The 20600-nt window shown below is 41.1% G+C and carries 18 protein-coding genes; 5 read left to right on the forward strand and 13 right to left on the reverse strand.

Translation table 11 applies throughout. From position 1 onward, the window contains the following. Positions 1-39: 39 nt before the first annotated feature. Both phoR and P4S60_RS03045 read left to right on the forward strand, forming a co-directional pair. Positions 40-1371 carry a phosphate regulon sensor histidine kinase PhoR gene (phoR, locus tag P4S60_RS03040; RefSeq protein ID WP_063703263.1) on the forward strand — a complete coding sequence of 444 codons (1332 nt, stop codon included), beginning with the start codon at positions 40-42 and terminating at the stop codon, positions 1369-1371. A 91-nt stretch (positions 1372-1462) separates the two neighbouring features. Then, positions 1463-2431: a PstS family phosphate ABC transporter substrate-binding protein gene (locus P4S60_RS03045; RefSeq protein ID WP_063703264.1), complete on the forward strand. Its 969-nt coding sequence runs from the start codon at positions 1463-1465 to the stop codon at positions 2429-2431. A 51-nt stretch (positions 2432-2482) separates the two neighbouring features. Here P4S60_RS03045 and mdoH read toward each other — a convergent pair whose 3' ends face one another. From mdoH to sfsA, 10 genes are all read right to left on the reverse strand, one after another. After that, positions 2483-4465, reverse strand: coding sequence for a glucans biosynthesis glucosyltransferase MdoH (mdoH, locus tag P4S60_RS03050; protein ID WP_337114956.1), 1983 nt, complete (start codon positions 4463-4465; stop codon positions 2483-2485). After that, on the reverse strand, positions 4437-6152 hold the full coding sequence (locus tag P4S60_RS03055; RefSeq protein WP_337114957.1) for a glucan biosynthesis protein: 1716 nt from the start codon (positions 6150-6152) through the stop codon (positions 4437-4439). The genes mdoH and P4S60_RS03055 overlap by 29 nt, the downstream gene beginning before the upstream one ends. A 346-nt stretch (positions 6153-6498) precedes the next feature. Continuing rightward, complete coding sequence (locus P4S60_RS03060; protein WP_370625252.1) at positions 6499-6699, reverse strand: hypothetical protein; 201 nt, start codon at positions 6697-6699, stop codon at positions 6499-6501. Between the two features lie 96 nt (positions 6700-6795). After that, on the reverse strand, positions 6796-7647 hold the full coding sequence (panC, locus tag P4S60_RS03065) for a pantoate--beta-alanine ligase (protein ID WP_138625489.1): 852 nt from the start codon (positions 7645-7647) through the stop codon (positions 6796-6798). Continuing rightward, complete coding sequence (gene panB / locus P4S60_RS03070) at positions 7648-8442, reverse strand: 3-methyl-2-oxobutanoate hydroxymethyltransferase (RefSeq protein WP_337114958.1); 795 nt, start codon at positions 8440-8442, stop codon at positions 7648-7650. It lies immediately after the preceding gene. 29 nt (positions 8443-8471) lie between these two features. Then, on the reverse strand, positions 8472-8960 hold the full coding sequence (folK, locus tag P4S60_RS03075) for a 2-amino-4-hydroxy-6-hydroxymethyldihydropteridine diphosphokinase (RefSeq protein WP_337114959.1): 489 nt from the start codon (positions 8958-8960) through the stop codon (positions 8472-8474). Between the two features lie 2 nt (positions 8961-8962). Then, complete coding sequence (gene pcnB / locus P4S60_RS03080; RefSeq protein ID WP_229677565.1) at positions 8963-10249, reverse strand: polynucleotide adenylyltransferase PcnB; 1287 nt, start codon at positions 10247-10249, stop codon at positions 8963-8965. 292 nt (positions 10250-10541) lie between these two features. Next, positions 10542-11486, reverse strand: a complete 945-nt coding sequence (gene gluQRS, locus P4S60_RS03085; protein WP_337114960.1) for a tRNA glutamyl-Q(34) synthetase GluQRS — start codon at positions 11484-11486, stop codon at positions 10542-10544. A 17-nt stretch (positions 11487-11503) separates the two neighbouring features. After that, positions 11504-11968, reverse strand: coding sequence for an RNA polymerase-binding protein DksA (gene dksA / locus P4S60_RS03090; protein ID WP_337116816.1), 465 nt, complete (start codon positions 11966-11968; stop codon positions 11504-11506). A 229-nt stretch (positions 11969-12197) separates the two neighbouring features. Then, a complete protein-coding gene (sfsA, locus tag P4S60_RS03095) occupies positions 12198-12917 on the reverse strand; it encodes a DNA/RNA nuclease SfsA (protein WP_337114961.1) in 720 nt (239 codons plus the stop codon). 149 nt (positions 12918-13066) lie between these two features. Here sfsA and pepB point away from each other — a divergent pair, with 149 nt between their 5' ends. Further along, positions 13067-14362, forward strand: a complete 1296-nt coding sequence (gene pepB, locus P4S60_RS03100) for an aminopeptidase PepB (RefSeq protein WP_337114962.1) — start codon at positions 13067-13069, stop codon at positions 14360-14362. Positions 14363-14560: 198 nt separating this feature from the next. Next, a complete protein-coding gene (locus P4S60_RS03105) occupies positions 14561-15127 on the forward strand; it encodes a phosphoribosyltransferase (RefSeq protein WP_063703281.1) in 567 nt (188 codons plus the stop codon). 180 nt (positions 15128-15307) lie between these two features. Here the strand turns inward: P4S60_RS03105 and P4S60_RS03110 are convergent, their stop codons facing one another. The 3 genes from P4S60_RS03110 to P4S60_RS03120 all read right to left on the reverse strand — a co-directional run bounded on the left by P4S60_RS03110 (position 15308) and on the right by P4S60_RS03120 (position 20101). After that, positions 15308-17272 (reverse strand): hypothetical protein, encoded by a 1965-nt coding sequence (locus P4S60_RS03110; RefSeq protein WP_337114963.1) that lies wholly within the window; start codon positions 17270-17272, stop codon positions 15308-15310. Between the two features lie 200 nt (positions 17273-17472). Further along, a complete protein-coding gene (locus P4S60_RS03115) occupies positions 17473-19083 on the reverse strand; it encodes a hypothetical protein (RefSeq protein WP_337114964.1) in 1611 nt (536 codons plus the stop codon). 361 nt (positions 19084-19444) lie between these two features. Beyond that, positions 19445-20101, reverse strand: coding sequence for a Crp/Fnr family transcriptional regulator (locus tag P4S60_RS03120; protein ID WP_054560870.1), 657 nt, complete (start codon positions 20099-20101; stop codon positions 19445-19447). Between the two features lie 267 nt (positions 20102-20368). Between P4S60_RS03120 and P4S60_RS03125 the strand changes: the two genes are divergently transcribed. After that, positions 20369-20599, forward strand: coding sequence for a YgjV family protein (locus tag P4S60_RS03125; RefSeq protein ID WP_062564860.1), 231 nt, complete (start codon positions 20369-20371; stop codon positions 20597-20599). Position 20600 lies beyond the last annotated feature (1 nt).

Here is a 20600-nt window from a genome sequence, read left to right on the forward strand (position 1 = left end):
TTAACAAGCTAATTTACATACTTAAGGTAAAGTGAGTGTATGTATCGAGTAGTGAATAAACAGGCGTTAGCAAAACGCCTGTTTATGTATTTCTTACCCTTGTTATTAGTTGGCGTACTTGTAGGTGCGCCTTTTTTGCTTTTATTTTTAGGCTCTTTTGCACTTCTAATTTGGCATTATCATCAATTATATCGCCTCAGCGATTGGCTCCTAAATCAACGTAGTTTTAATCCACCGGAAGGTGAGGGAGCGTGGGAGCAAGTATTTGAAGGGATCTATCACTTACAACATCGCAACCGTAAAAAACGCAATGAGCTGGCTGATTTAATTCGCCGTTTTCGTGATGGTGCCGAAGCTGTGCCTGATGCGGTGGTGGTGTTACAAAAAGATCTCAGCATCATTTGGTGTAACCAACTGGCGTTAAAGGTATTAGGCTTAAAATGGCCGACTGATCATGGACAGCGCTTAGATAATCTTATTCGCGATCCTAAGTTTGCTAAGTATATGCATAAAGCCTGTTTCGATGAACCGCTCGAGCTTGATGGTGGCCACAGCTACGATCAAACGTTAGAGTTTCGTGTGATGCCCTATGCAAGTTCGCAGTTGATGATGGTGGTACGTGATGTTACTCGCTTAAAGCAACTTGAGCAGATGCGCAAAGATTTTGTGGCGAATGTTTCTCATGAGCTGAGAACACCACTTACGGTGGTGACAGGCTACTTAGAAATGCTTGATTCAGATAGCTTACCACCTCCTGCAATGTGGCAAAAAGCGCAAACAACCATGCTTGAACAATGTAAGCGTATGGACAGTTTGGTTAATCAATTACTCTCGCTATCGCGTATTGAAGGGGCGCGTCGCCAAGATAACGATAAGCCGGTTAATGTGCCGCAGCTACTTACCTATATTCAAACCGAAGCACAGTCATTAAACCAAGATAAAGGTCATGAGCTTATTTTTAATGTTGATGCAAGTTTAGATATTAAAGGGGCTGAAGACGAATTGCGAAGTGCCTTTTCTAATCTTGTGTTTAACGCCATTCATTACACCAAGCCCGGTGGCAAGATTGTAGTTGATTGGCAGCTTAAAAATAACCAAGCCGCGTTTAGTGTGACCGATAATGGTGATGGTATTGCTGCTGAACATATTAACCGTTTAACGGAACGTTTTTATCGCGTTGATAAAGCGCGTAGCCGCACAACAGGTGGGTCTGGATTAGGTTTAGCGATTACAAAACATGTACTTACAAGGCATGATAGTCGTTTAGATATCAGCAGTAAATTAGGACAAGGCTCGACCTTTGCGTTCGCATTCGGGAGCGAAAAAGTCGTGCGTATAACAGATAATATTAAAAAAACGGCAAAGTCATAAAAATGTCATTTAAGGGTAATCTAACTGTCATCTAGTATCATTAGAGTAGACCGCAGTTAGGAAATGGGACGAACAAATCGGAGTAACCCCTATGAAATTCAAAAATCTCGTTGCCGCAATGGGTGTGGCTGTAACAACATTTGTATCAGCACAAGCAGCTGCAGTTGATAAAGATATGCCTGAGTACACTAAAACAAGTGGTATCTCTGGTAACTTCTCATCTGTTGGTTCTGACACTCTTGCTAACATGATGACGTTCTGGGCAGAAGAGTACAAACGCTTCTATCCAAACGTAAACATCCAAATCCAAGCAGCGGGTTCTTCAACTGCTCCTCCAGCATTAACTGAAGGTACAGCAAACTTCGGCCCAATGAGCCGTCGTATGAAGTCAAAAGAAATCGAAGCTTTCGAAAAACGTTACGGCTACAAGCCAACTGAAGTACGTGTTGCAATCGATGCTCTAGCTGTATTCGTACATAAAGACAACCCAATCAAAGGTTTACGTATTGACCAAGTTGATGCGATTTTCTCTTCTACACGTAAATGTGGTGCTGAAGCAGAAGTTAACCGTTGGAGCGAAGTAGGTCTTGAAGGTGATTGGGCTGCAAAAGATATCCAACTTTACGGTCGTAACTCAGTATCGGGTACTTACGGTTACTTCAAGAAGAAAGCACTTTGTAAAGGTGACTTCCGTAACAACGTAAACGAGCAACCTGGTTCTGCATCTGTAGTACAGTCAATCTCTTCTTCAGTGAATGCGATTGGTTACTCAGGTATCGGTTATAAAACATCAGGTGTACGTACAGTACCACTTGCTAAGAAAGGCGATAACTTTGTTGATGCGACATTAGAAAACGTAGCAACTGGTAAATACCCACTATCTCGTTTCTTATACGTTTATGTGAACAAGCACCCTAACAAGCCTCTTGCACCAATTGATGCAGAGTTCTTAAAAATGGTTCTTTCTGTAGACGGTCAAAAAATTGTTGAGAAAGATGGTTATGTGCCACTTTCAGGCAAAATGGCAACAGCTGAACTTAAAAAGCTAGGCCTTCTGTAACAACCATACAGACATAGATGAAAAAACCGCTCATTGAGCGGTTTTTTTCGTTTAGCTTTTGGCAAATAGTTTTGCCTTAATGCGTTGCTGGGCAAGGCGTACTTGCTTACGCTTTTTACCCGAAGGTGCCTTAAAGCTTTGAATTGGCATTACCGTAGGGTATTCATTAGGCAATGCTGGCACACTAAAGTCAGCGTGCTCATCTTTAGGCAAACCAATCTCTTGTTGATGTACACGAAGTGCCGCTAAGGTATCATCGTTTTCAACTTCACTTGGGCATAAAAATAAACCCATTTTACGCATTTTAACACCTAAGCCGATGCTGCTTGAGTAGCGTACAATTGGCGCTGCTAAAATAAGGCCCACTAAAATAGGTGATAACCACCAAAAGAATGTCGGTGTGTAATAGTAAGCAACCGAGCCCCAAATAATCGCAGTAATAGTCGAAAATAGCGTATAACCAATCGCTTCTTTCCACGGCACCATTCTGCCTTCACGAGGCTGTGCATCCCAGCTAACTTTTTTACCTAAAAATACGCACACGACAAAATAGCTATGGAATACCATCATTAGCGGCGCAATTACAATGGCAAAAACCGTTTCGATGAGTGAACCTGCAATTAGCTTCATCGTGCCACCAAAGGCTTTATTACGGTGCACTAAAGTCACAATAACACCCATTAATTTAGGCAGTAACAGCAGCACGGCAGTAATGAATAACAACGAATCAATTAAATCCGTTTTGGCAATTTGCCAGGTTGGGAAAAGTTGATAAGCATGGTTAAAGTACACGTCGCTATTTAGTGCCCGAGTCACTGCATCTAAGGTACTTAATGCCAGCATCGATAACCAAATTAACGATGAGATATACGCCGTAGCACCGAATAAAAAGTGCATTTTACTCATTAGCTTCAGGCCTGATTTAGGCAATAAACCTAAATGCTGGATATTTCCTTGCACCCAACGTCTATCACGAATCGCGTAATCGAGAATGTTACTTGGCACTTCTTCGTAGCTACCTTCAACATCGCTAAGCAGCAACACATCCCAACCACTACGGTGTAGCAGTGAAGCCTCAACAAAGTCATGACTTAGAATTTCGCCACCAAATGGGGCATTGCCTTTTAAAACCGGCAGGCCGCAGCATTTTGTGAATGCTTCAACGCGAATAATCGCATTGTGACCCCAGTAGTTTGCTTGGTTTGTTTGCCAAAAAGCAGAACCGGTTGCCAACATTGGGCTATATAAAATCGATGCAAACTGTAAAAAGCGACCAAAAAACGTGTCTTGGCGAACCGGGATCGGGATCGTTTGGATCAAGCCTGATTTTGGATTGCTGATCATGCTAGAAGTCAGTTCAAGCATACATTGACCCGTCATGATGCTATCGGCATCAAGCACAATCATGTGATCGTACTGGCTGCCCCAACGCTCACAAAAGTCGGTTAAGTTGCCTACTTTACGGTGTTTGTTGTCTTCGCGGCGACGATAAAAAGTATGCGCTGCTAAATTACCTAAACGCTTAGTAAGAGCATTCCATGCTTTAAGTTCATTACGAGCAATTTCAGGGTCTTGCGTATCACTTAGCAAGTAAAAGTCGTAATGTGGCATTTGCCCTGTTTTTGCCAGCGAGCGAAGGCTAACCTCAAAACCGGCGATGACACGCTCGGTATCCTCGTTATAGATAGGCATAACAATGGCTGTTTTAGTTTGGCTTAAGGCATGCTGATCAATCTCGATTGGTTTTTGACGTTTTAAGGTCAACGGGTCAATACGAAATAATTGCAGGATAAAGCCCATACAGCCACTACAAAAGGCTGTAACAATCCACGCGAAGGTGACTGTAAATAATGCTAGTAAAGCGTACTCAAGCGGTGTCATGCCGTTAGAATTTAAAATATCGAACATGATCCATACGCCATAGGCGGTAATGGTGAGCGCTAGGCTCGAAAAAAGCCAAGCGCGGGTTTTCTTAAAAGGCATTGCTGTTGCTTCTAATGCTTTACTATTGGACGTCGTTTGGATACCAGACATAGCTCCATACCTCGCTGATTTCTTTATCACGTAGTTTTAACGATAAGCGCATATCAACTGGCTTATCTCCCTCTGGCGCCACTTTAAAGGCTACGCGCCATCCTTGATTGTTTGGTAACTGCTGTACCGTTTTATCGCTTATTTGACCTGAAGACAGGGTTAAATCGGCCATCATGGCAAAATTAGCGGATAGTTGATTAATGGTTTCACCACTAAAATCTACGGTAAATTGACGATGACTTTTCGGTGGCGGATTCTTCTCACCCGGAAGTGCAGCACTACCAATTCGGGTTCTTAACACACTTGCTTTATCTTGAGTTGCGAGCGTGGCATTGAAAGTTGAAAGCTTGTAACTAAAGCTTAAGTTGTCACCGGCTTTCATTGGCTGTTCTGGCACCCAGTAGCTAACAATATTGTCGTTGGTTTCTGTATCTGTTGGGATCTCAACTAACTCAACGCGTCCTTTACCCCAGTTACCCATTGGCTCAATCCACATGCTAGGGCGGTTGTGATAATGGGCCTCAGTATCAAGATAGTTATTAAAATCACGGTCTCGCTGTGCAAGACCAAACCCTTTCGGGTTCTCGTAGCTAAATGAAGTGACACTTAGCTTCTTTGGGTTATTTAGTGCGCGCCAAACCCATTGACCTTGTTCTGATTGCATTAAAAGGCCATCAGAGTCATGAACTTCAGGTCGGTAATCATCAAAAAACTTAGTACTATTTTCACCGTGGTAGAACATACTTGTTAGCGGGGCAATGCCGAGCTTTTTAATGTCTTTGCGGGCAAAAATTTGCATTTGAGTTTTCACTTCAGTGTTAGTCGAAGGTGTTAATTCAAAACGATAGGCTCCCGACACTGATGGACTATCTAATAATGCATAGAGCACGATAGTGGTATCTTCGGGTGCCGGTTTTACTAACCAGAACTCCTTGAACACGGGGAATTCTTCACCTGAACTGAGTGCTGTATCAACCGCAAGACCACGCGCTGAAAGACCATATACTTGGTGCGGGCCAACTAAACGAAAATATGAAGCACCTTGAAACACAGCCACTTCATCTTTGTACTGGTTGTTGTTCAGTGGAAAGTGTAAACGAAAACCTGCATGTCCAAGTTGTGTATTAGCAATAGCGGTGCTGATCTCTTGCTCTAACGGAGCAGCGGTTGCATCGTAACGATAGTAATCTGTTTTAAAAGGTAAACTTTTTACTTCAGCATTTTGCTCAAGGGTATTAATCGCCACCGGTGAGCGATATAAAAAGCCAGGGTGGAATAACTGCACTTCATACAGGCTTTGATCTTTCCAAATTGCTTGCTCAGTACGAAAACGGATTGCACGGTAGTCCTGATAACCAATGCTAGTTAATGCTTCAAGCTCTAACTCTTTAGGCGCTACATACGGCTCAGAGGCTAATTTTTTCGCACGTGCAGTGATAACTTCAAATAACTTTTCTTGCGGAATAGTGATCATTGCAGGCTTAAGCTCAGCAGCATTTTCCTTTACTTGCTGTTTTTCATTTTCGGTTGCTTGAACCTTGACGGCTGTTTGTTCTGTTTCAGTCGCTTTTGGCTGGTCTGGATCTTCAACTGCGTAACTATGACCTGCACTCATGGCTAATAATACGCCCAAGAAGGTCTTCTTTTTAACAGCGCTGAAGAGCTTAGTTCGGGTTTCTGGTCTCATTCAATTTTCCTTTAGCCGTAAATCACATTAATTCATTCATATCTCTTAGCAATTACTGAACCCAAAATAAAAACTAATAATCTCAATGGCTTTGAGTTGGTACAGCGAAATGCGAAGAGTAAAATTTTGAAATTAGTGAGAAACAATTACACGGTAGTCGTTGTTTATTCGTCACCAATATGGAGAAGTTTAATGAACGAAAGCTTGCCCTAATATGAATAGCTTAAAGGATAAACAAAAATATGAACAAAATTACCAGAGGCTTAATTTTGCAAGCGAAATTGTAATCGAGGAGGGGAGTGTAGGCACCGAACAGGTTTTCAGTGCCTTAGAAAGGCAAGCCGTGTTATTTAACTTCACCTAACTTTTCTGCATTGGCTTTACATTGGTTGTAAGCTTCAATGCATTTGTTGCTACAGACTTTATGAACTAAACCATCAGCGGTGCTTTGCTGTTCACAGCTCGCTTCACATTGATAGTTTTGCTGAGCACATTGCTGCATTTCTGGATTTTCAATTTTGTTTGAGCAGGCAGACAGTAATGTCATTGCAAATAATGTTGCTGCAATTGCTGGTAATTTTTTCATGCTTATCCCTAGTTTATGTCTTTTCTTTGCAATCCATCTTACCCAGATTGTTGCTATTTAATCCAGCTCAACTTGTAAATTGTCAATTAAACGTACTGAGCCTAAATAAGCAGCAGCTAAAATAACAAGTTGTTTGTCAGCTGTTGTTGCAGGCTTTAATGTTGAGCGCTCTGCAATTGCGTAGTAGTCAGGCTTAAGGCCTGCATCTTCAAGCTGTGCTTTTGCATCAGCCTCAAGTGCTGCAATGTCTTTGCTGCCTTGCTTAAGTGCTGTTGCTGTATTATTTAGGGTGGCAAACAGCACTTTTGCGGTGTCTTTTTGCTCATCAGATAAATAGCCATTACGAGAACTCATTGCTAAACCTGAGATTTCGCGGCAAGTAGGTACGCCAACAATTTCAACTGGGATAGATAAATCGCGCGTCATTGTTTTAATAACTTGCAGCTGCTGAAAATCTTTTTCACCAAAACAAGCAAAGTCAGGTTGTACTAAATTAAATAGCTTAGTAACAACGGTTGCAACGCCTTTAAAGTGACCAGGACGCGAGCCTCCACAGTAACCCATAGAAACACCCGGTACATCGACAAAGCTTTGCTCGCCTAAACCATTTGGGTAAATTGTTTCAACCGAGGGAGTAAACACGATATCAGTACCAAGTTCAGCCAAACCTTGCTTATCTTCGTTTAGTGTACGCGGATAACTATCAAGGTCTTCATTAGCACCGAATTGCATCGGGTTTACAAAGATACTCACAACAACCTTATCAGCAAGCGTCTTGGCTTTTTCAACAAGTGAAAAGTGACCTTGGTGTAAATTGCCCATAGTAGGTACTAGCGCAATGCTCAGTCCAGCTTGACGCCAAGCTTTGATTTGACTGCGTAACGATTTAATTTCAGTGATTGATTGCATTTATTTAAACTCGTGTTCGGCACTTGGGAAAGCACCACTTTTTACATCTTCACAATACTTTTGCACTGCTGCTGGCATATTGCCGGTTTCTAATAAAAAGTTCTTTGAGAACTTAGGAATATAGCCTGCAGAAATACCAACTAGGTCGTGCATTACTAAGATTTGACCATCGGTTTGATTACCCGCACCAATACCAATGGTAGGAATATTCAATTCATCAGTAATACGTTTAGCAAGCTCACTTGGAATACATTCTAAAACAAGTAACTGTGCACCTGCCGCCTCAAGTGCTTTTGCATCACTGACCATTTTATCGGCTTGAGATTGCTCACGGCCTTGAATTTTAAAACCGCCAAATACATGCACTGACTGAGGTGTTAAGCCTAGGTGGCCACATACAGGAATACCTTGCTGGGTCATTGCACGAATGCTGTCGTGAAGCCATTCACCGCCTTCAAGCTTGATCATGTTTGCCCCAGCACGCATCAGCTCTGCTGCATTTTTACAGGCATCAGTTGGGTTGGCATAGGTCATGAAGGGTAAGTCAGCAATAACAAATAGCTCTCGGCTACCTGCACGTACGCGGCGTGTATGATAAGCAATCTCACTGTTGGTTACCGCTAATGTGTCATCACCACCTTGTAATACCATACCTAGTGAGTCACCGACTAAAATCACCTCGACGCCATTATCATGAAACAATTTAGCAAAGCTGGCGTCGTAAGCCGTTAATGCGGTGATTTTTTGTTGTTCTTGTTTCATTTTATTGAGAGTTGAAACGGTGATTTTAGACATAATTTCCTCTAAGGCTTAGCCTTGGTTGATTACTGCTGAGGGAGTTGTTGTAAATCGTTTAAAGGCAACGTTTTTGTTATATCAGCAAGTGATTGATTATTCGGTAGTACAAGCGTTGGTGCTATCTCAAATAATGGATAAACAACAAATTCTCGCTCTGTTAAGCCATAATGAGGCACAGTTAAGCGAGGGGTGTCTATCACGTCATTACCGAACAATAAAATATCTATATCAAGGGTACGAGGACCCCAGCGTTCTTCTTTTCTAACACGGCCATGTTCAAGTTCAATGGCTTGAGTTAAATCAAGCAATTGTTCAGGCTCAAGTGCGGTTTTAACACACGCGACCGCATTTACATAATCTGGTTGATCCTGCGGTCCCATGGGTTTGCTTGCGTAATCATGAGATACACAAACAAACTCAACACCTTTTAATGCTTTTAGGGCAGCGACAGCGTCATGTATCTGTTTGCGTGGTGCATTTAAGTTAGCACCTAAACCTAAATAAACAGTCTGCATGCTTAGTCTACTTTTTTCTTACGAGGGCGACGACGGCGTTTTGGGCCACCTTGGTGCCCTAAATTTTTAACCATCTCTTTTTGGCCATTGATGTCTTGGCTCAAGTAAGCTGTCCACCAATCTGCAAGTTCTTTATGTTGCTCTTCACCGGCTTGTACACGCAGTAATAAAAAGTCATAGGCAGCTTTGAAGCGAGGCTGTTGAGTGAGCCTGTAAGCGCGCTGACCGCCTCGTTTATCAAGACGCTGCTGAATATGCCAAATATCGCGAGCACCCAAAGTGAAGCGTTTTGGAACCGCGACATGTTGTGCACTTTCACTAAGCACTTTATTCATTGCTTGTGCAAATGCATCGTACTCTGAAAGTTGATCGCGTTGTTGTAACTTCTTAGCAATACTGAGTAATGGGAACCATAATAAGGCTGCAAAAATAAAGGCTGGCGTGACTTTTTTATCTGCATTGATACGCTTATCGGTGTTTTTAAACATTTGCAGGATAAACGCATGCTCTAGGCCATCAGGATTGGCATCTAAGATTTTATCAAGCGCTGGGAATAATGCTTTGAATAAGCCATATTGGCGTAGCATTAGGTAGTTTTCTTCAGCTTTACCGTTTAAGAACAATTTAAGTGATTCTTCAAATAAACGAGCAGGCGGAATATGGTCAAGTAAATTAGCAAGGCCTTTAATTGGTTTTTCGGTGCCAGGCGCAATGCTCATTCCCAGTTTGGTAGCAAAACGCACCGCACGTAACATACGCACAGGGTCTTCACGGTAACGAGTTTCTGGGTCGCCAATCAATTCAATTTGTTTTGCTTTTATTGCGCTAATACCATTGGCATAGTCATAAATACAAAAATCGTTTATTGAGTAATACAGTGCGTTAATTGAAAAGTCGCGGCGTTCGGCATCTTCTTCGATACTGCCGTAGACATTATCGCGCAGGAGTTGTCCGTGTTCACTTGATTGGCTAATTTGATTTTTACTTTCGTCAGCTTCGTGATGACCGCGCATGGTCGCTACTTCAATAATTTCTCGACCAAATACAATATGCGCTAAACGAAAACGACGACCAATTAGGCGACAGTTACGAAATAGCTTTTTGATTTGCTCAGGCGTTGCGTTTGTTACAACGTCGAAGTCTTTTGGCTGTTGGCCTAACAATATATCTCGAATACAACCACCAACTAGGTAGGCATCAAAACCACCTTCTTTTAGGCGGTACAATACTTTGATTGCATTTGGGCTAAATTGTTTGCGTGAAATACCGTGTTCACTGCGCTCGATCACCAAAGGTAACTCGCTCGTTGGTAAAGCATCACTCGATGTCGTGGCATTTGGGCCAATAATCTGCCGACAAAATTGAAAAAGCTTGGAAATAATAATCTGTCTCCTACGACGCGGACTTTGCGACTCATCAAGTATAGCGTTTGTTTGTTACTTCGCCGATGTGAGATTGACGTGTAATCAGTGTATTTTACTTGGCGCTAAAATAAGCTGTTGATGATTCGCACACTTTGGGTCGCTATCATATACCAGCAGGGCAGAAAAATTAAGTTACTCGGCCTTTAAAATTGGCAATTTATTTTTCAATAGTAACAAAGTCACAAAAAGGAGAGTTTGGATTTTCGCTGACCTGTATTTCTTGCACCTTTGGGATGTGTTCAAGGCGGTAAGTTTCAACAGCCCAAGCTAACATTTGTTCGATATTTAACGATAAAAGAGCGCTTTCTGGCTTTAGTCCTAAAAAGCGAAAAGCATCGAACAAAGCGGGCTTAGGATCTGATTTTGCTATTGCGGGGGCGTAATTTTGCTTAGACAGCTTAAAACCAGGCTTCGCAACTGCTAAAGGTAGATGAGCGTAATCGGGCGCAGGTTTATTAAGCTGCTTAAATAAACTAAGTTGTCGTGCGGTTGGCTCTAGTAAATCAGCGCCGCGCACAACATGTGTTATACCTTGTGCAATATCGTCAACCACTACAACGAGTTGGTAGGCAAATAAACCATCGCTACGCTTTATTAAGTAATCTTCTTTGGCAAGTTGGCTATCAATACGCACCTCACCTTGAATTAAATCATGATAGTGGCTGGTCGCAAATTGCTGGGTTAAACGCAGTGCTGAGTCAGAAAGCCCATGACTTTTATCTCGGCAATGGCCTTGATAAATTCCCCCGATAGCTTTAATTTCTTTACGAGTGCAGTGACATGCATAAACTAAGTTTTGTGAGATTAGTTCATTAACAATAGCTTGATATTGTTCATGACGTTGGGTTTGGTATATGACGGATTCGTCCCAATGCAGGCCGTAAGCTTCTAAGGTGTGTAATATATCGTCGCTAGCACCACTGACAACACGCGTTGTGTCGATATCTTCAATGCGTACTAACCATTTTCCTTGATTGGCTTTAGCATCAAGGAAACTACCCACAGCCGCTATAAGTGAACCAAAATGTAATGGCCCAGAAGGTGATGGCGCAAAACGGCCACAATATTCACGCGTTGGCGTGTTAACGGCTGTGGTAGACATGGGCTAATTAAAGGATATTAACCGCGTCCAGATTGTTTTTCTTTAATTTCCGCAAGCGTTTTACAGTCTACACATAAATCAGCTGTAGGACGCGCTTCTAGGCGGCGGATACCAATTTCGATACCACAAGATTCACAATAACCAAAATCGTCTTCTTTGATTAATTGAATCGTTTTCTCAATTTTCTTGATCAGTTTACGCTCACGGTCACGAGTACGAAGTTCTAATGAGAATTCTTCTTCTTGTGCTGCACGGTCTACTGGATCTGGAAAGTTAGCTGCTTCGTCTTGCATATGCGATTTAGTACGGTCTACTTCGTTACGTAAATCGTTACGCCAAGCTTCTAAAATTGTTTTAAAATGAGCACGTTGTGCATCATTCATATACTCTTCACCTGGCTGTTCTTGATATGGTTCCAACCCGGCCTGAGCCAATAACCCTAGTTTTTTTGGTCTGGCATAACTTTCTCCTAAATCCTTAATATTTTGCCCAGCGTTAGCCGGCGGCTATAAATAGCAGAATCATTAGATTGAGGCAAATTTATTTTTAATTAATCCTCTTGACCTCGGACTAATGATTGCTCAAATAATTATGGGCGGTGTTATAAGCCCTTAACTATCCGTAAATTTTTTAAATTTGCTAAGTTATATGGGCAAAAAAAATAATACAACTTAAATCGTGCTTTTATTGTCGTTTTAGTAAAAGAGTAGCTTAGGTGATGAATGGGCATTTTTCCTGTATTTTTATCTCATCAGCAGATATTTTTGCTTTGTAAGCAATAACTTCAACGCCTTTTTCAATTGCATCAGTTAAAAGTTGTGCGTATTTAGGGTCAATATGAGTTGCCGCACTTACTTGGTTAATGCCTTCATGTAAAACAGCAAATAAAAGGACCGCGCGATGTCCTTGTTGCACCATTTCTACAAGTTCTCGAAGGTGCTTTTGGCCACGCTCAGTTTTTGCATCGGGAAAATACCCTTGCCCAGAATGAGGCTCTGTTTGCGACAGTAAGGTCACTGACTTAACTTCAACATAACAATGAGGCTTTTGATCATCTATTAATAAAAAGTCGATGCGGCTGTTTTCTTGGCCGTATTTCACCTCTGCAGCAATGGTTTGGTAGTTAGCAAGTTCAGCAATCGTGCCTGCTTCGAGCGCTTCTTGCACAACGTTGTTTGCAATAGCCGTATTTACACAAATCAATTGGTTAAACTGGTTCTGGGTTAATTGCAGTGAATGAGGATATTTGCGTTTGGCATTATCGCTAGTTGAATAAAAAGCGTTAAAGCCAGGCTCTGCACAGCCTGTCATTTTGCCGGTATTAGCGCAGTGTGCTGTAAACTCTTCGCCGTCAGCCGTTTTTAAATCAGCTAAAAAGCGCTTGTAACGTTTAATTAAGGTGGCTGATTGTAATGCAGGAGTAAACTTCATGACTCTACTTGATTGGTTTTTCTTTATTGTAAGTGATTCATTACGCAGATTAAACCACACTTCATAACGCTATTTATCGCAAGCTGTTGGGAACTGACGTTGGCTGTAGTAAACTCGAACAACATTTTTAGCGCAAAGAGTATTCTAACATGTCAGAAAAATTTCTAGTTCAACTTAGCGAGCAGGGCGCTGCCGCACATTGGGGCGAAAAAGCCGCTCTTTCTTTTACTGAACAAGGCGCAACTGTTCATTTAACTGAGCAAGATACACTTAAAAACGTACAAAAAGCAGCACGTACGTTAGCTAATCAAGGCTTAAAAAATATTGCCTTAGTAGGCGATGTTTGGTGCACAGAAACACAGTGGGCTTTTTATCAAGGTTTTGTATCACCAAAGAATTTAGACGCAATTGAGTTTGCTGAAAATGCAAAAACAGACAGCAAAGAGCTGACTTCGTTAAAGCAAGCAGCGACGTGGGCTCGTCAAATGATCAATGGCACTGCGGATGATATTTTCCCAGAAAGCCTAGCCGGTAAAGCGGCGGAGTTTATTCAGTCATTAGCGCCTGAGCACGTAAGCTACCAAATCATTAAAGGTGATGCTTTATTGGAGCAACAGTGGATTGGTATTCACGCGGTAGGTCGTGGTAGTGAGCGTCCACCGGTATTATTAGCATTAGATTACAACCCAACGGGTGACGAGAACGCACCTGTTGCGGCTGCTTTAGTTGGTAAAGGCATTACTTTTGACTCAGGCGGTTACTCTATCAAGCCAAGTGAAGGCATGTTAGGTATGAAGTGTGACATGGGTGGTGCTGCTACAGTAACTGCGGGCTTAGCGCTAGCTATCAGCCGTGGTATCAACAAACGCATTAAATTATTCTTATGTTGTGCAGAAAACCTTATTTCAGGTCATGCTTATAAACTTGGCGATATCCTTACTTATAAGAATGGTACAACGGTTGAAATCGTTAACACCGATGCAGAAGGCCGTTTAGTGCTTGCTGATGGCTTAATGGCTGCAGGTGAGTCTGGTGCGCCATTAATCATTGATGCTGCAACACTAACAGGCGCTGCGCTTGTGGCTGTTGGTCAAGAGTACAATGCATTGTTTGGTCTTGATAAAGAGCTTGTACGTGACGTACAAGACTTTGCAGAGCAAGAAATGGAAGCTGCTTGGCCATTACCACTTGAAAAATGGCACCAACAAAACTGCCCATCGCCATATGCAGATACCGCAAATAGCCGTCCTCAAAAAGGCGGTGGTTACGGTGGCGCTTCTAATGCGGCTGGTTTCTTATCACGCTTTGTACCAAATGAAGGCAAAGGGTGGGTGCACATTGACCTTGCTGCTGCATTTAACATGGGTAGCACAAGTGAGTGGGCTGCAGGTGCAACAACACAAGGTATGCGTACCGTTGCAAGAACCTTATTAGAAAAAGCCTAAGCAATTATCTTTTTCATTAAGCCCCTTAATTTTATCTAAGTTAAGGGGCTTTTTTGATCTAACAGGTAATTTTACAAACTGATACAAGCTTTTTTGAGTAAATTAGTATAAAATCCCGCCCCACATTTTCTCATCCTGTGGTTAGTTTTTATTAAATTAGCTACACTTGAATGATCATTCACACTGGGGTCTCTATTTATGTCAGATAAGTGCTATATCACTGCGCAGCAGCTTCTTGAAGATTCATTTCGTGTTGCGGCACAAGTTTATGAAGATGGTTTCCGTCCTGATTTCATCATTGGTATTTGGCGTGGTGGTGCTCCAATTGGTATCGCAGTTCAAGAGTATTACGATTACAAAGGTATCGAAACTGACCATATCGCAGTGCGTACTTCTTCGTATTACGGTATTAACCAGCAATCTAAAGAGATCAAAGTTCACGGTTTGCATTACATCATTGAAAATGCCAATGCAGATAACTCATTACTAATCGTTGATGACGTATTCGATTCTGGTCGTAGTATTGTTGCATTAAAAGAAAAGCTTTCTGAGCTAATGCGTTTGAACCTACCACGTGATATCCGCGTTGCATGCCCATACTACAAGCCGAAAAACTCAAAGGTAGACATGGTGCCAGATTATTATATTCATGAGTCTGAAGAGTGGCTTGTGTTCCCTCATGAGCTTTCAGGCCTAACGCCAGATGAAATCATCGAAGGTAAGTCTGATTTAGCGAATATCCACGACATTTTACTGGAAAAGTAATCTTGTCCAGATGTTTCATAAAAGGTTCCTAGTGAGCCTTTTTTATTGTCTGTAATTAAGAGTAATAGTTTAAGTTGCATAAATTTATTGATGCTTATCACTATAGAGAAGGTTTAGTTTAAAAGGCAGTAAAAAACCGCGCAAAAGCGCGGTTTAAATAGTTATTTCTAGTGTTAAAAATTAGCCATTACCACCAGTAGAACCCGTTGATCCTGTACCACCTGTAATAGGTTGTTCTTCAACTTCACAGATAGTGGGTATATCTAAATTTTCAACTGTATTGCTTGCAGTAATTTCTTTTACATTCCAGCTATAGTTTGTGTAATTGAAATAGCCAACATAGTAATTAGAGCCTTCCTCTAGGTTAAAATTACCTAGCCCATTAGCTCCTGTATAAACTCTACCTTGCCACATCCAACTAGTATCGTAGATATATACAATCGCTGGCGTAGCTACAGGGGATGCATCAACATCAAAATCTTCAGTATTACTACATACCAACTGAGACTTGAATTGCTGTGAAACCATTGTTGGAGGTGTGACATTAAGCTTAATAGTTTTACCATTTAAGTCACATAAATTATCAAAAGATAATTTTGAAACCACTCCATCAGCGCTCGCTTCGCCAACAATACCATCTAAAACATTTTTACTACCGCGAATAAATTTAATAGATGCAGGGAACGATGGAGGATTTCTGAAGGTTCCTTCTGAATAGTTTCCTCCATAATTATAAATTCGTTGGCGATAACCCTTGGCTTCGATTAAGAGGTCTGCACGTAAAGTATTTGGGTCATTATTTACATCAACTACATTAAATGAAAGAGTATTTCCTGGGCACTTTGAAGCGCCTATTCGATATGTGAAATAATCCAAGTTCCAATAAGACAGGTGATTAACAGAGACTTCAACATCAAATGTATTTGCTGCACCACTATCTTGTACTAACCCATAATTCTCAAACGACCATTTTCCCGTGTCTTCATCATAGCTCCAAACAGGAAAAATATCATTTACAGCTAAATCTCTAGACGTTGGACTTTCAAGAGTACAAACACCATTCGCATAACCATTCGCTTCTGCTTGGGCTGAAAGACTGTCTGTTGAAGCCTCATCGTATGTTACAGGGCAAGGATTCAAGGTGTTTTTATCAACCTGCATTGCGACTTCAATTGAAATAGGTTCACCACCATCATCTTCACCAAACGTACTAACTTTGTTTCCTTCATCATCAACTAGTTCTATTGCAACAAAACCACCTGATGTAAATGAGCCTTCAACTTGTTCTGTATCGCTATTTGGAGCTGTGACAGACAATGAAAGTCCACCAGGAAAAGCATCTAGTGAAGAGCTTTCTAGGGCGTTATCTTCTGTTTCTGTATTATTTCTTGTTGCTTCATTTGCAAAATAAGCCAAGGTCATTTGAGGAGCAGAGGTTAATGCTGTTCCATCTTTATCAAGAAACTTAGTTCCGTTTTTAAGTTTTACAGTAGCACTGCCAACAGCAATATTTGCTTTTGAACTATCGATTTCTTGTTTTAATACTATTTTGTCAGCGCCATCTAGTGATAGTCCTGTTGATGGATCATAAGTTACAGTAACATCTTCCCCTGACTCCCCTTTTAATGATGAAACTGCTTCAGTCGCAGCAGCAACAGCAACATCAGAATCACTCAGCTCTCGTGGTGTTAAACGAACTTCTTTAGCACCAATATTATCACTAGAGGACAAGGTTATAGAGGCATTATTATTTAGGTACCCTTCAGCGCTAATTATAAACTCATAGGTACTGCCTTCTGCAGGAATTGACTCGACAGTAAAGGCAAATGCACTTCCTGTTGTTGATTTATCACTATCTGTCAGCTCTTCACCACCACCAGATAAAAGCCCATCCTCACTTGAGGTAAATGATATCATTGCAGTGACAGAGTCCGGTAATGGTTGACCTGTAAGGTCTGCGATGTTGATTGTTAATGCACCAGCTTGCACGGCTGCTGCAACTGGCGGGACTGCTACATTTTGTGTGGGGGTAGGGGGTTCAGGTACGGTTTCATTGTTATCATTATCACTAAAACAGCCAGCTAATATCAGCGTAGTGCTTACTGCTAAAGCGAGTTTAGATAAGTTAAAGCTAGACTTTTTCATAGTCACTTTCCTTGTAAAGTTAATTTTTACTGTATTTGTATGAAAATTAATGCTAGTAGCCATACACTTTTACGTCAAGGAAGTTGCTAATGATCTGTTTAATTATTTTAAAAAATAGGATTGTTGGTGTAGGAAGAAATTTAGATAAAAAAATACCTCCCAGAGGAGGTATTTTTAAAACTTTAACAAACTAAATTTGATTAGCCGTTACCACCAGTAGAACCAGTTGAACCAGTACCACCAGTTACAGGAACTTCTTCTAATTCACAGTTATCACGAACGACGTTGAATGTCTCATCAGTGCCATCAGCTGTAATAGTGAATGTTTGTTGATCAACGTCAACACCACGTGGAGTGAATACAACATCATACTGTTGACCACTTTGTAGGCCTGTTAAGCTGTATGAACCGTCAGAACCCGTTGCAGCTGTTTTAATTCTGTTTGCTTGTGCATACTTAACTAAAGCACCTGTGAATGGGTACGTATTATCTTGGAAATCTTCGCTCGCGTTAGAACAAGAATAAGTTACATTGATATTCTCACTAACGATTTCGTAAGGTTGAACAACTGGAATTGAAATTGGACCACATACTAATTGTGAGCTGAAACCCCATGAATTACCAAGTAAATCACGTACAGAGATACGAGCATTTAAAGTATTCCATAAGCCATACTTAGCTGCTGCACGTAAGAATAGGTTACCGCTGCCAGATTTAATACGGCGGCTGTATGAGAATTGAGGAGTATCAATATCAATGATTAATGGTACGCTACCAGGGTACCCACCTAATGCGAAAGTTGGTACCGCAGTACAAGCTGGGAAGCTCCAAAGGAAAGGCCAGCCAGATAAGTGATTAGTAGAAACTGTTGCGTTGCCATCAGCGTCTACTGTTACAGAATCTTCAGTTGCCCACTCACCAGTATCTTCGTTATAAGACATTACACTTAGAGAATCGCCTTCAGAAATCGCTTGGCCATTAACTGTTGCTGGTAATGATGCCGTAAGAGAGATTGGGCTAGAGAAGTTTTTAACTTTTGAATCTCCAGCTTTCATTTCAATATTCATCATCGAAACTGGAACTTGAACAGTAGTTGTGCTTGATTCATTTAAGCCATCAGGGATAAGGTCAATTGCTTTCGCTTTACCTGAAGCTGCGTCAACATCAGCAGTAACTACAGATAAGCTAATATCACCGTCTGCGATTGCATTACCATCTGCATCCTGTAAAACAACATCTGTACCAATTGCAACAGAAGCTGAGCTTGAGTCTGCATCTGCTGATACAGTTAGTTCTTCAGCAAGTTGACCAGAAGTAGTTGTACCAGTGCCAGAAGCTGACGTTACAGTTGAATCAAGTTTCGTAAGTTGGACGAAAGCTTCAAAAGGTTCAGAGCTATCAACTTCAGAGAAATCTAAAATCGAAGTTTTAGAAATGAACTCATCTGAAGAAACAATCATTTTAAGCGTAGAAACATCAGATGATGCTAAGTTGAATGTGAAAGAACCATCTTCAGTTGTAATAGAGGTAATAGCGTTACCGTCGATATCGACAACATTTTCAGAAGGAGCACCATCTTGGTAAAACATAATTGTTGCAGCAATTGGGTTACCTGTTGATTTTTGAACTACGTTACCTGAAACGTAGAACGTTAAATCCTCAGGGGTATCAGCCACAGGAACGTCTACTGTAGGTACTGGTGGCTCAGGCACTGTGTCGTTTTTGTCGTCATCACTCAAACAACCACTTAAGCTTAAAGTGACACCTAACGCTAGCGCTAGCTTGGTTAGTTTAAATTCATTGTTTCCCATAATCGTTACCTTTCTTTCCTTTCTCGTAAAGTAATCAGACTTTTATTAGAGCAAATAGTACCGGTTTGTGCACCGAAAAAACGCCACACATGGTTATCTGTTATTGAAGGATAAGCGTACATTATATATACGTCAAGTGAACATTATATATACTTTCATTAATAAAATAAGAAAGTTCTGTCTCATCTTTCAGGCGTAACTTGTGACAACACACCGCTTTGCAAAATTATAATACAGAGCTTTGCTGTTAAAAAGCTTAACTCTATGAATATTTATAGATTATCCAACTGAACTTGTGCTGACTTTGCTTTTCAGTTTGGTAATATTATTTTAAAGCATTTAAGAAAAATTTGTAACACATTTATAACTGCGCAAAACTTTCGACGTAGTCGCTAAGCTTGTCGATATCTACTACTTGTAAACCTTGATTACTTCTCTGCACTAAGCCTTTTTCAACTAATTCTGTAACTACGCGTCTATATGCTCTTTCGGTGGTGGCAAAGCGTTCTGCTTCGGCATTTACGGTAGGGTAGGCACGCAGTAACGTTGGGTTACTGTTTTCAGCTCTTAATAAGCAATCTTTAGCTATGTTGTAGCTAAGTGGTAATAGCAGTTTATCTAAGTTTATTTTTTGGTTTTCTTGGAATTTAGCGGCAATTGTTTGCGCCGTGTACAAGCTTAACTCTGGCTTTTCTAAGAGTAGTGCGCGCCAATGTTTAAGTTCAATTAGGTTATAACTTACATCGCTAAAGCACGTAACTGTGTAGATACACGGGTAGTTATTCAGTGCTTCAATTTCACCAATCAATGTGTTGTTACAATCAAGCTGGCCCAAAAGAAGGCGTCGGCCATTACCCACGTCATAGCTGAACGACACAGTGCCGCTTCTCACTAATACGAGTTTTGACAAAGGTTGATCTTGGTGGATCAGCACTTCTTTTTTAGCTTGTTGAAAACTACTGCCAGCAAATGTCAGTAATTGGTCAACAAGATAGCTTGAAAAATGATATTGAAACATTAACGCCGCTCTTCGGACAATTGTCCTATTTATTACATCTTAATGACGTTAGCATTAAGATTCTAAGAATTTACGCTAACTTGCTAGTAAGGTGTTTCACGTTACTGATACCTTCATTTCCCGTGTAATGATTTTAAAGCCAAGATTATTCTTAAGCTTTACAAGGTTTTTAGTAAGTTAGCTTTTTTATTTTATTGTCAAACTAGCACAGAGTGCGTCAAAAAAATGACAAGCTCCAATGCTAACCTAAAGCCTAGGAGAGAACAATTGAGTTGGGAATATTTAGGCTATTTAGCGTCAGCACTGTTGGTTGCTTCTTTGACAATGAGCGATGTAGTAAAACTACGTTGGCTTAACCTAGCAGGGTGTATTGCATTTACCTTCTACGGGCTAGCAATTGGTGCCGTTCCGGTTGCCTTCACCAATGGCTTATTGGCATTTGTGAATATTTACCACATCGTTAAATTAAAGCGTCAGCAAAAAGCTGACGCTAAATAGC

The sequence above is a fragment of the Pseudoalteromonas sp. Hal040 genome, assembly GCF_037162425.1.
Taxonomy (GTDB): domain Bacteria; phylum Pseudomonadota; class Gammaproteobacteria; order Enterobacterales; family Alteromonadaceae; genus Pseudoalteromonas; species Pseudoalteromonas gelatinilytica.